This is a genomic window from Austwickia chelonae NBRC 105200, from assembly GCF_000298175.1.
Lineage (GTDB): Bacteria > Actinomycetota > Actinomycetes > Actinomycetales > Dermatophilaceae > Austwickia > Austwickia chelonae.
On sequence record NZ_BAGZ01000018.1, the window covers coordinates 15,699 to 28,272 of the forward strand.

Sequence of the window (12,574 nt, forward strand, 5' to 3'; positions counted from 1 at the left end):
CGGTGCAGCCCGCCGCCGCGACACCCCTTCCCGGGACGACTGGGTTCGGTCGAGTTTGTCGCCCGACCTCGTGGGTGACGAGGTCGGGTCCCGGGCACCTGGATGATCAGTTTGCGCCGAAATGATCATTGCGGGTGATCATTCGGGCAGCAACGATGGGCGGATGACAACGACTGGAGCATCTGCCGTCACTTTCGATCATGCCGGGCTGTATGTCGTCGATCTCGAACGATCGCGCATTTTCTTCCAGACCTATTTCGGCGCCATCGCCAACGCTGGCTACCACAATCCGCGGACCGGGCTCCGCACCTACTTCCTGACGTTCGGCGATCAGGCGCGGTTGGAGATCATGACTCGTCCGGATATCGACGTGCCGATGGGCGAACGCCAGCTCGGTTGGCATCATGTCGCCTTCACCCTCGGGTCACGGACTGCTGTGGACGAGAAGGTAGCCCGTCTGGCCGCGGACGGTTACGAGGTGGCGGACGGTCCTCGAGTCACCGGTGACGGCTACTACGAGGCTGTAGTGCTGGACCACGAAGGGAACAGAATCGAGCTGGTGGCCTGACCAGGGCTGTGCGAGGCCCGGCCGGACCGCAAACTACCTGATGGTTCAGGTGGCCGCCGCGGCCTGGCCGGTGAGCACCGGCGCAGCGGCGCTCGTACGACGGTTCTGCGCGACAAGCACGAGTGCCAGCCCGACCACGAACCAGGCGCACAGGACCAGCAGGGGCCGGTTCGCGCCGGCGCCGTCGAAGTATGCCGCGCTGCGCAGTAACTGGCTGCCTGCGCCCGGCGGCAGCGCCTGCCCGAGTCCTTGCCAGGGCTGGGCGAGGAACTCGGGTGCGCTGGCCGCGCCGGACAACGGGTTGCCGAGCAGGACGATGGTCGCCGCGCCGAGGCCGAGGCCGGGCGTACCGGCGAGTGAGTTCAGGCCGAGCAGTAGCGCGGAGGAGGCGGCGATGGCCAGGGTCATCGCTCCGGCTTCGAGTGCCCAGTTGCCGCCGAGGACGCCGTACCAGTGCAGTAGCGAGACGAGAGTCGCGCCCAGGGCGGCGGCGGTGCCGAGGACCCAGGCCAGTTGGGTCCAGCGTCCGCGGACGAGCCGGGTGAAGGCGATGACCGGAACGATCGCGCCGATGACCAGGGGCAGCATCGTGGCTGCCAGTCCTGCGCCGCGGGAGTCGTTCTCGGGGAGGGGTACGACGGTTTTCACCGGGATCTCGCGTCCGGTGGTTCGGCTGAGGCCTGCGGCCATCGAGGTCAGCGTTTGGGCCACGACGGGGCTTGCTGCGGGTGCGGTCAGCACTGTGGCGCCGGTGGGGGATGCGGTGATCCCGCCGTACACCTCTCGGGCGCGGATGGCGGTGGCGAGTGCGGTCTCGTCGGGGTACGGGGTGACGGTGAAGGCTCCGGGGGCTGTCTGGTTGAGGCGGGTGGTGATCTGCGCTGTTGCGGGCGCGGGTCCGGTGACACCGATCGGGACGTCGTGGGGGGAGCTTTTGACGGCGGGAAGTGCGAACGCGCTGAGGACGAGGCCCATCAGGAGGGTCAGGCCGACGATGACGGCGATCGGGTGGGGTGTGTGGGTGTGGTCAGACACGATCGACTCCTTTCAACAGGCGTTGAATCAACGGTAGATCGCCGCGGGCGATGTTTCAACACCTGTTGGAACCACGTACGGTGACACCATGACCTCACGCCGCCCCGGGCCCAGAGCCGACCGCGCCGATGTGCGCGGCGATATCCTCACTGCCGCGCGGGAACTCTTCGCACGCAAGGGATTCCAGGGCACGACGCTGCGGGCGGTGGCTGCTGCTGCGGGTGTGGACGTGGCGCTGGTGCCCTACTACTTCGGCAACAAGCAGGGCCTGTTCACGGCCTCGCTCGAGCTTCCGGTGGATCCGCGCGCCAAGATCGACGAGGTCTTCGCGGGGGGCCGCGACGGTCTCGGCGAGCGCCTGATCCGCACCCTGGACGGACTGTTCCAGGACGCGGTGGTGGGGCCCGCCATCATCGGTCTCATGCGGGAAGCGATCGGCGACGGGGACACCGGGCTACGTCGAGATTTCATCGTCGATGTCGTTCTGGTGGCCTATACGCGACATATTCAGCTTCCTGATGCTGCGGCCCGTGCTGCTCTGGCCGCGTCCCAGCTCGTGGGGATCGGGTTGGCTCGCTACGTCATTCGTGTCGAGCCGTTGGCAGGCATGTCCACGGAGGAGCTGGCCCGCTACGCCGGACCGACGCTGCAGCGCTATCTGGTCGACCCGATCCCCTGACGGGAAGGTCGTCCCTCTGGTTCTCCGCTGTACTGACCTTTGAGACGAACCAACAGCCGCATGTGCAGCCCAGCTGCCGGGGGGTTTACGCGCTCAACCGTGAGTTCATAGTGAGTCGTCATGATGTCGTGCACGTACTCGAGAAGCGGGTCTGGCACGTAACCAAGCTTCTCTCCGCCCTGCGTCACGAGGAGCGCCCGAGCGTTGGCCGGGTTGCCCGGTTCGTGGCGCAGGGAGAGCTGATCTCCGGGCTGCAGTCGGTCGATCGACGCACGCTCGTGATCCGTCAGATAACGAACCCCATGCACAAGAAACGGCAAACTCACTGCCCCGGGCTGCGGCAGGGGAGTCAACTCGTACGTATCACCCGTTCTACCACCACCGGAGACAGCCAATACCTCGAAAGGGCCAGCCTCCGCAGCCAGACCTAAGTGTTCCATCATCGCTGCCTTCTCAGGACGGTGAGGGTCCATGACCCTCTCAGCAAAGATTGGGAACAGTGTGTCGCTGGAGTGGATCCTGCCGAGCGGCAGGCCGGGAAGAGGACGTGCTGCTCCGTCCTCATACACGAACGTGTAATGCCTACCGTCGAACCCGAGGGTGCCTACGCGCACAAACGCTCGCGTCTTGGGGTCTTGGCGGCTGACAAGCAGCCAGTCAGTTCTAAGCAGCGTAGTCATCGCTCAATCTCCTTCGGTTCTCCAGTATGACGGCTTGGATGAACGTACTGGCGACCTCTGACAGCCGACCGGGCGGCGCTTGCAGCGCCACTCCGACGGTCGACTCGTCCAGGGCCGCCAGCCGAGACAGCCAGATACCGGCATCGGACCTGGCAGCAGCTTCGTGTGCAAGGTCTACAAGGAGCTGTTTTCTAGGTTCAAAAGGGTTCGCTCTCCCCCTGGCTGCGAAGGCTTCCGGTCTCAACGTTCTCCGTTTGTCCTCGGTCAGGCCCGCCCCCAGCGCGCTGCCATGGTCGTACGTCGCCGCAAGGCAGCGCGCGCCATCCTGATCAGACTCGAGAAGCGCCCAGTTTCCGGGATGCCGGTCAGTGTTGCCGGTCAAAGCGTCCAGAACCAGATACCCAGCAAAGACCCCGAACGCACTGAGGTCTGTCGTACCAGGAGGCGGACGAACGCCAGTAAGAACCTGCTGCACCGCGTCGAGCGTATATCCAACGTCACGCCGCATCCGACCCGCCCGACGTCCCGTCGAAGGTTCTGCTGCTCGGCGCTCATACCCTTGGACCTCCGGTAGATAAGCCGCGCCCGTGTTGAGGCTGTACCCGTTCGGAGTGACATTGCGGGAGATGACACCCAACTTGCCATCGCAAACCGCAAAACGGCACTCAGCTGCTGGTAGACCGATACCGATGGCAAGACGCGACACGAAGACCTCTGCACAGTCGGTGATAGCGTCCTGGGACCCGTCGCCCGTCCTTTGCCTCGACTTCCAGAGCCAGTGCTCTTGACGTACCTCGTCTGGAGACTTGGCCAGCCAGCGCTTATTCGGGTCCCGTCCCCCGGGCTCGTCCCGGATCACGGCCCAGGACGTGACGTCAACAACAACCTCGTCTTCGGCTGTCACCTGGGGGCATTCTGCAGCGGCCATAGCGATATCTTTTCAGTGGCTGAGCGATCTGCCGAGTCGGGCGGGCCATGCTGGCCTCTGACTTCCTGACCCTAGGCGTGCCTTCGAACAGCTCATACTCGGCGAACCCACGTCGCTTCCGTGCCTTGGCACCGCCGCAGCACTGATTGCACGAAGGGCCTGTCGTCGCGACGGTTCTTGCGACTACCCCAGAATTCCTGAAGAGTCAGAGGGCACTGGTCTCAACAGGAACCTCGTGGACAGGGGGACTGCTGTGCGCTCACAACCCACCACATGGGTATTCACCAAATACTGCGACTGGCTCCCGCTCGTGCTCGTGCTCATGCCCAGATGCGCTGCGTCTTCGGACTAAGTAGCTAGGTGGACTCTGCTGACTCATTAAGGGATCCGAAGAACGCTCTCCGTGGCGCGGAAATCGAGTGCGGCGTGGCGGATACTCGCTGAGAGCGAAGTCGCCATCACCGTGATCAGTTCGTCGTCGCGTTGCAGATTGTTGTCGGCTTCGTCGGCGTCGGTGAGAGCTCCCGCGGCTGCCCCAGCGGCACCTGTTCCGGGAGACTCGAAGAGTCGAAGGAGTTCGCGACGAGCGAGGCTATCACCGTCCACCTCTCGCGTGACTAGGCACCCAAGGGAGTACGCAGCGACGCGCCGCACACGTGGGTGTGGGTCCGCACCAAGTGCTATGAGCGTCGGTATCCATTGGCCATCACTTCGACTCATCAGGGCCGCCGCCGACTCACGGTCCGAACCGTTCCCCCCTAGCAGGCGAGCCACGATCTCACCGACATCGCGTCGTTCGTCCATCCCCAAGATCGCCTCGGCCGCTAAACCGTTGAGTCCAAATGAGAACCGGAAACCGCGCGGAGGCGCCGTCAAGTACCAATTAAGTGAGCATGCCAGGTCCGCACGAACATGGTCCGGTGCTTGCCTCCCCAATCTCGCCAGCACGCGCATTAACCCGCGGAGCTGTTCATCGATCAAGACTCGGCTGTTTAGTGCATCCACTAAAGGCGCCCAGTCGGCGAGCTCGGGGTAAAAGAGGTTGAAGACGGCGAGGTCACGAGTTGGCGCATTGTTTGCAAAGTGGCCCGAGGCTCCCTCAGCGATTTCGGTCCTTACAGCTTCAGACAGAGCAGCTATGGCGCCCCGGACGGCCTCGTTGGGCAGTCCCGTGATGTCCCCGACAGCCGGAATAACCGAAAGATCCGCTTCGGAAAGACGTCGCAGCACCTCCTCGTCGAAGGAGCCGCTGATAGCTCTTAGAAGCCGCCTGCAAGCATCAGGGATCGGTGAGGGGAGTTTGGAGGTGAGGACCTTAAGGCTCTGGCTGTGAACCGCAGTGAGCGCCTGAGGGGGGTATTCGTCGATGATGTGGGCGATCATGTGGGACTCCGCGCCATCGGCGTCAAGTTCCACACGGCGCAAGTAGTCCCAGACTTGCCGCAAAACACGTGAGTCGCCGCTCGCCGTGAGACTCTGGAGAACTTCTAAGAGTCGACAGCGAACGTCGAATGTCGGACGCGTGCGCTTCGTGTAGGGCTCCGGGTCGCATAGTGCGTCAATGGTCCATTCCGCCAGCTCGCAGGTTCGATCTGGGGGGAGGAGATCGGCACCATGAATCAGCAGCGCCAGGTCCGCATCGGCGCTGGTGTGCGTCGAACGTTCTGGACTCACCGTTGACGCTGCGGCGCGGACGGCTGCGGCCGAGACCCATGCGCAGATGTGGGGCACCGCCTGGTTGATGCCGTCGCGGTCTCCGGCTTGCCGCAGATTATCTAGTTGGTTGGCCAGGTGTTCGACTTCATCACCGGCGCGAGCACGCCATGGTGAGGTGAGCTGGTGGCGAGCGTAGAGACCAAGTTGGGTGCGAATCGCCCGTTCATCGCCTGCCATGAGTGCCATCACGTAGGCCGAGGCCAAGTAGCGGCCAGCTGAATCAGAACCACCCATCATCGGCAGGGGCTTATGAGCCCAGGCCTTGAACTCGTCGTCGAGGTGTTCACTTCCACCCCATGCAGTCTGTTGCGCGCGCCACCAGGACGCTGACGAATCCAGGTTGGTGATCACAGTGGCCAAGTTCGTTTCGTGCCATGAACCGAACAGCATCTCCGCGCCGGACGCGGCAAGGGCGCCGGCCGTCGCGTCTCGGGAGTAGGCCGCCAGACAGCGCTGCACCTTAACAGCGACTTCCCTAGCCTCTTCAACGCTTCCGATCAGCTGCAGACAGCGAGCCCTATGTACGAGCAACCAGGCGTGGTCAATAGGGGACTGGTCGTCTCGCTCGAGTTCCCTGTCCAGGAGAACAAGGGCGCCCTCGACATCGTGGTTAAGAGTCCTCGACACTGACGCAATCACGATTGCCGCGACCCTCTGTCCGGGCTGCGTCGACAATCGCAGCAGTTCTTCCACGTGCGAGGCGTCGTCCTCGAACAGCAACAAGCGCATTACCGCGACCGCCCGCCATCCCCAGTCAGGCGATGTTTCGGCTTGGTCCAAGGTGAGGCCCCAAGTTCCTTTCCCGTTGTCGGCCATCATCCTGGCTCGTGAGTCTCCGGCCAGGATGTGCCCCAGTGAGGGGCGCCCCAGGATGAGCATGGCGAGTGCCTGAAAGCCTGAAAGCTCTCCAACCGGCGCGTTTGGGTGCGGTGCAATCAGGCGCGGCGTGAGCAAGGCATGTCGGATGAGATCTGCGTGCGGGATGTTGCTAGCTCCCGCCCAGGCGGTCCCGTGCCAGGTTGGGCTCGGGATGGCCGAGGTAGCTACGTCGGTGAGATCTTGTCGGTGATCTGCGCCTATGAGGTTGGCTCGAGGAACGAGAATTTTAGCGCCCTTGCCAGTAGCGAGGACACGTTTGCGAACAACGTGCACCCAGTAGCAGTCGTTCGTCGCAGGGTCAACGAGCACCAGAATGTGCGGCATCGCATCCCCACACCAATAGTCGAAGTGTGAGGCATCCTCGTCCCGGAACCACCAGCCCTCGACGTTACCCTCGGCGGTGGTCCGAGGCTCTCGAAAGAAGCTGGCTCCCGTCTTGACCTGCGCGCCCATGATGGCCGGGAGTTCATAACGTCGCTCGTCGCGAGGCCGCAGAAGGAGATCGGTGCCCAGGTCGTGCTTCGGGTTAGGTATGGCAGCCCAACCCATCGACTCGAACTTGTGCTGCACAAGTGACTCCCCCGATGTCCCGGCAGCCTCACTGGCCGGAGCTCGCATACTCACTCGTCACTCCCTTCACGCCCAGCCGCACAACGACGTCAGTCTCGCCGTCTACTACGATCCGACCACTGCTTACACCCCTACCACAGGGCAACGTCGTCCACTCTCAGATCTCTGCATGGACGTCATAACCAGCATGGGCTCCGGAGGCAGCCCGATCGCCCGCGTATGTCGAGCGACACCGAGGCGTTCGATCGGGAAGAACAGCCAGTTCATAGATCCAATGGCCATCTCTCCAGTAAGTACCCGCTCTGAGACTCCCTGGTGTCGTCAGCCAGATCGGGTAGCAAAGCTGGGGTGAGACTCAGCGGTCCGCTAGGCAGGAGCGCCACCTGGTCAGGGCTGCGCGCTTCCCGGAAAATCTCCTGGCACACCCAGCTCACGCCCTTCATCATCAGCAGCAAAGTCGCGATGGGATGGTGTCACAGTGGTGACGGCACCAGTGGAGGGCCATCGTCTGCGCAGCGACAGCGGAGTGGTTCACGATCGTCCTCATCGCTTGATCAGCGCTCGTAAACACAAGCGAGCTGTCATAGACCTCACGCAGAGGCAAGGAAAGGGAATGAGGTACTTCATGAAGACGATTTCACCGCAGAGGCCGCCGCTCACGTTCGGCTCGCCCCTGCTCCTGAGCTAAGCGAGATAGATCGGGCGTTCCTGCTTCTCCGTCTGGGCGACATGGGTTAACTCGGCTAGCTGTATCTCTGACCGTTTGATCAAAGTAGAGGGCATCTCGACTACAGATCAGTAGTTGGTGGCCATGTTGGTGAAACGGCTGTAATGCCCCTGGAAGGCGACGGTGATCGTCTTGGTCGGGCCGTTACGGTGCTTGGCGACGATGATGTCGGCCTCGCCCTCGCGGGGGGAATCCTGCTCGTACATGGATTCGCGGTGGAGCAGCATCACCATGTCGGCGTCCTGCTCGATCGAGTTGTGCACGGCGACGCCATTGGCGACGAAATTGTGCGCGCCCAGGACAGTGGCGTCGTAGACCTCTTCAACCCCGTCGAGCTCGATGCTCTCCACCACGTCCCACATGACGTCGTTGACAGCTTCCAGGTCGAGACCGTCACCGTCGAGACAAGCAGCGATCTGCGGGAGAGCATCGTCACCGTCGGCCCCGTCGACCAGAGCCGTCGCTACCCGACCCCAGGCCCCACGCGCAGCCAGATCGGCGGCCTCCGCGCCCTCGGCAACCTTGATCACCCGGAGTTCCCCGGTGTCAGCGGACTCCACGGTCGACCCGTCCGCGCAGGACACGCCAGCCATCTCCGCCACCAAGGCATCGGCGGTCACCACCTCAGTGGTGACCGCGGTGGTCTCCCGCACGATGTCCAGCAGACGCAGCGCGTCGACGGCGGCATCACCATCGACACCGATCTCCTGCAGGAAACGGCGCTGGCAGTCGACATCGACGATGTCGAACATCCACCCGGTCTCGTCGCCCACCAGCTGACCGGTGATCCCGAAACGCCACAGCAGAAGCGCCACCCGATCGAGCAGACCCCGGTTCGGTGCGAAACAGAAGAGCTGCCCGCCGGCCTGCTCCTGCGGAAGCATGACCCCGCCGGCGGCGGTGAAGAACGCGCGGAGGAAGATCGCGATCTGCCGCTTGGGCAGACGGAAGATCGCCTGCGGGATCACCGCACCCGGTGAAGCCACGCACACCTGGGCCGCAGTCGCGACATCGCCGTCCTGCCAGCTGTCGTCCGACCGCTCAGGTGCCGGAATATGCCGGGGCGCAGCGACCCGCTGACCGATCCGCAGATCACCCAGGGAACGCCAACCGTCGAAGGTCAGGAAGGGATGGTTCTCCGTCGCACGGACCGTACGACCCGCAGCGGTCGTGAGCCGGAAGACCGGCCGCACCCCGGTCGGGAAGGCGTGAGTCATCAGGCGGGGCACATAGCGCAAGGACTCGTCCAGGGCCCAGACCGGGACGTCTTTCTCCCCGGAGACGACCAGCTCGGCGATGGAGACCTCGGCACCGGTGTCAGCCCGCAGGATCCGGGTGTCGCCGGTCAGGCAACCCGACTCACGCAGGTCACTGACCTGCGGCTTCTTGTCGGTGCGCTGTTCTGGGCCACGGTTCAGCTGGGAGAGCGCGATGACCGGCACCTCCAGCTCCTTGGCCAGGAGCTTCAGCGCCCGGGAGAACTCGGAGACTTCCTGCTGGCGGCTCTCGACCCGTTTGCCGGAACTCATCAGCTGCAGGTAGTCGATCACGATGAGTTTGAGATTGTTGCGCTGTTTCAGACGGCGGCACTTCGCCCGGATCTCCATCAGCGACATGTTCGGCGAGTCGTCGATGAACAGCGGCGCGGTGTCGAAGTCGGAGGCGAGCCGGGCCAGTTTCTCCCAGTCGCGGTCCTCGAGCTTTCCGCGACGGACCTTGGACAGGTTGATGCCCGCCTCGGCGGAGATCAGACGCATCGTGATCTCCGAACGGCTCATTTCCAAGGAGAAGATGACAGCGGCCTGTTTGTGCTTGATCGCGGCGGCACGCACGAAGTCCAGGGCCAAGGTCGACTTGCCGACGGCGGGCCGGGCGGCGATGACGATCATCTGACCGGCATGCAACCCGTTGGTGAGTTCGTCGAGTTCGGTGAACCCGGTGGGGACCCCGGCCATGTCGCCGGAGGCGCCCCCGGCGGCCTCGATCTCGTCGTAGGTGGGTTCCAGGAGGTCGCGCAGCAGGTGGTAATCCTCCGAGCCGCGTTTGTCGGCGACTGCGTAGACCTCGGCCTGGGCCGCGTTGACGATCTCCTCGACGTCTCCACCGCCCTGCCCGTAACCCATCTGCACGATGCGGGTACCCGCATCGACGAGTCGGCGCAGAGTGGCGCGTTCGGCGACGATCTGGGCGTAGTAACCGGCGTTGGCCGCCGTGGGCACCGAGGAGATGAGCTGGTGCAGGTAGGACTGTCCACCGATGCGGGTCAGCTCACCCCGTTTGGTGAGTTCGTCGGCAACGGTGATCGCGTCGGCCGGTTCGCCGCGTCCGTACAGGTCGAGAACGGCGTCGTAGATGAGCTCGTGGGCCGGCCGGTAGAAGTCGGTTCCGCGGAGAGATTCCACGCAGTCGGCGATGGCGTCCTTCGACAGGAGCATTCCACCGAGGACGGACTGCTCGGCATGGATGTCCTGGGGTGGTGTCCGGTCGTCCGGGCCGCCGCTGGATGAGGCGAACTGTTCCTCGAGCTCAGAAAGCGACATACCGCTGAACCACGCTCCCTTCCCCCTGGACTTCCCTTGATGGCCACACGTTCGAGAACTGTTGTTCCTCAGTCTCTTCCGACCGACCGACAATGCTGTGACCTGCGTATCAACGCGGGAGACGCGGGCGATGACCATGATCGGTACGAACCTGTCACGCCCGCTTGAAGGTGCGGACAAGACACGCTAGGGCGATAACACGCCTGCGCTCAAGAACACCTGTGGGTAACGCTGTGGACAACTTGGGGATAAGTGGGGCTCCATCGGTGGAGAAAGTCTGCAAGGTGTGGACGAAGCTGGGGACAAGCAGGGCAATCCGCCACAGCGCGAGCCACTGACCGGCATGGATACGAGACGCAGGCTGTTGAACAAAAAAGTTCAACGCAGAACCGCCTTTATAAGACTGATCGTCTCGAAATACGAGCAGAAGCCTTATTCCAGTCACTCACGGACGAAACTGAACGGCCGCCTGTTTCCATTCGGAACAGATGCCTCCACGGTGCTGTGGACACAGCTGTGGACAACCGACCCGCACCACCAGGTCGACCAGGCAAAAGAGCCACCCGAAGAGATCTCCCACCGCCACACGCTGGGCTTTTACCCCTCCCGGGTCAAGAAAGCGTCAAATGTCCAGCTCACAGCCCTCCTGGGGATAACTCACCAGTAGCCGGGGCCCCGGAACGCAGATCACAGCGACAACACCGGCGACCCACGCCCGACCTGACACCACGTTGTCGACAGCAATGCGTACAACGGACCCAATATCCGCAAACGCCGATCACTACAGCCTGTCATCGACACCGACCAGGCCGAAGCGACCCCCACACCCCCACCGGAACACCACCTAGACTTCACCGGTGAACGCCCACGCCCCGTCCGAGGGAACACCGCACAGAGCGGTCCTCGCCCTCGCACTGCCGGCCTTCTTCACCCTCATCGCCGAACCACTGTTCCGCCTCGCCGACTCAGCCATCGTCGGACACCTCGGCACCACCCCCCTCGCCGGCCTCGGCATCGCCGGAACCATCCTCTCCACCGCCGCCGGCGTCTTCGTCTTCCTGGCCTACGGAACCACCGCACTGGTCTCCCGCACCTTCGGCGCCAAAGACACCCGCGCCGCCATCGGCGCAGGACTCGACGGCATCTGGCTGGCACTCGCACTGGGCCTCCTCACCAGCCTCGTCGTCGGCCTCACCGCCGACCCCCTGTGCCGCCTGTTCGACCCCTCACCGGCCGTCCTCCACGAAGCCACCACCTACCTGCGGATCAGCGCCCTCGGACTCCCCGGGATGCTGCTCGTCCTGGCCGCCGCAGGCATCCTCCGCGGACTCCAGGACACCCGGACCCCGCTGATCACCACCACCCTCGGATTCATCACGAACGCCCTGCTCAACCTCTGGTTCGTCTACGGCCTCGACCTAGGGATCGCCGGATCCGCCTGGGGCACCGCCATCGCCGAGAACGGCATGGCCGTCGGCATGCTCGCCGTCGTCGCCCACCACGCCCGCCGCCACCACGCACCCCTACGACCCCACCCCCGCGGAATCCTCCGCGCCGCCGCCGACGGACTCCCCCTGCTCGTCCGCACCCTCTCCCTGCGTGGAGTACTGCTCCTGACCACCTGGGCCGCCGTCGCACTCGGCGACACCCCCCTCGCCGCCCACCAGGTGACCACCAGCATCTGGGCCTTCCTCATGTTCGCATTGGACTCCCTGGCCATCGCAGGACAAGCCCTCACCGGACGATCCCTCGGCGCCGGCGACCGCACCGCGACCCGCACCACCACCACGCTCATCTCCCGATGGGGCATCCTCGTCGGGCTCGGACTCGGCATGCTGCTCCTGGCCACCCACCGACTCCTCCCCGCCCTGTTCACCAGCGACCCCGCCGTCCACTCCGCCATCGGCGCCGCCCTGATCGTCATCGCCCTGGGCCAGCCCATCGCCGGACTGGCCTTCGTCCTCGACGGCATCCTCATCGGCGCCGGCGACAGCACCTGGCTGGCCCGCACCCAGACCCTCCTGCTCGTCGGCTACACCCCCCTCGCCATCGGGATCCACCACTGGGCGGACCCCCTGAGCGCACTCGGCCCCGCCACGGCCACCGCCGTGCTCTGGGTCGCCTTCCTGATCTTCATGAGCGTGCGAGCGCTCGCCCTGCACCGTCGAGCCGCCCGCGAGGACTGGATGGTCGTCGGCGTCAGATGACGGCCGCCCCTGGAGGTCGCCGCGTCCGTCCGGCACTACTGTGGC

9 protein-coding genes are annotated in these 12,574 nt (G+C 64.3%); 4 read left to right on the forward strand and 5 right to left on the reverse strand.

What is annotated here, in order from left to right:
* Positions 1-163 precede the first annotated feature (163 nt).
* A complete protein-coding gene (locus tag AUCHE_RS12905) occupies positions 164-568 on the forward strand; it encodes a VOC family protein (RefSeq protein ID WP_006503768.1) in 405 nt (134 codons plus the stop codon).
* A 45-nt stretch (positions 569-613) separates the two neighbouring features.
* On the opposite strand, the gene AUCHE_RS12910 is transcribed toward AUCHE_RS12905, so the two are convergent.
* Positions 614-1,603 (reverse strand): hypothetical protein, encoded by a 990-nt coding sequence (locus tag AUCHE_RS12910; RefSeq protein ID WP_006503769.1) that lies wholly within the window; start codon positions 1,601-1,603, stop codon positions 614-616.
* 88 nt (positions 1,604-1,691) lie between these two features.
* On the opposite strand from AUCHE_RS12910, the gene AUCHE_RS17805 reads away from it, so the two are divergent.
* On the forward strand, positions 1,692-2,282 hold the full coding sequence (locus AUCHE_RS17805; protein ID WP_006503770.1) for a TetR/AcrR family transcriptional regulator: 591 nt from the start codon (positions 1,692-1,694) through the stop codon (positions 2,280-2,282).
* Here the strand turns inward: AUCHE_RS17805 and AUCHE_RS16790 are convergent.
* The 4 genes from AUCHE_RS16790 to dnaB form a co-directional block, all read right to left on the reverse strand.
* Positions 2,258-2,962, reverse strand: a complete 705-nt coding sequence (locus AUCHE_RS16790) for an HIRAN domain-containing protein (protein ID WP_006503771.1) — start codon at positions 2,960-2,962, stop codon at positions 2,258-2,260. The two genes, AUCHE_RS17805 and AUCHE_RS16790, sit on opposite strands and share 25 nt — an antisense overlap.
* The gene (locus tag AUCHE_RS12925) at positions 2,946-3,890 is read right to left on the reverse strand and encodes a HipA domain-containing protein (protein WP_006503772.1); all 945 of its coding nucleotides are present in this window, start codon (positions 3,888-3,890) and stop codon (positions 2,946-2,948) included. Before AUCHE_RS12925 ends, AUCHE_RS16790 begins: the two co-directional genes overlap by 17 nt.
* Before the next feature lie 378 nt (positions 3,891-4,268).
* Entirely contained in the window at positions 4,269-7,103 is a 2,835-nt protein-coding gene (locus AUCHE_RS12930; RefSeq protein ID WP_006503773.1) for a DUF4365 domain-containing protein, read from the reverse strand.
* Between the two features lie 747 nt (positions 7,104-7,850).
* Positions 7,851-10,322, reverse strand: a complete 2,472-nt coding sequence (dnaB, locus tag AUCHE_RS12935) for a replicative DNA helicase (protein WP_006503774.1) — start codon at positions 10,320-10,322, stop codon at positions 7,851-7,853.
* A gap of 286 nt (positions 10,323-10,608) precedes the next feature.
* On the opposite strand from dnaB, the gene AUCHE_RS12940 reads away from it, so the two are divergent.
* Together AUCHE_RS12940 and AUCHE_RS12945 are read left to right on the forward strand one after the other, a co-directional pair.
* A complete protein-coding gene (locus AUCHE_RS12940; RefSeq protein WP_006503775.1) occupies positions 10,609-10,989 on the forward strand; it encodes a hypothetical protein in 381 nt (126 codons plus the stop codon).
* Positions 10,990-11,179: 190 nt separating this feature from the next.
* Entirely contained in the window at positions 11,180-12,529 is a 1,350-nt protein-coding gene (locus tag AUCHE_RS12945) for an MATE family efflux transporter (protein WP_006503776.1), read from the forward strand.
* Positions 12,530-12,574 lie beyond the last annotated feature (45 nt).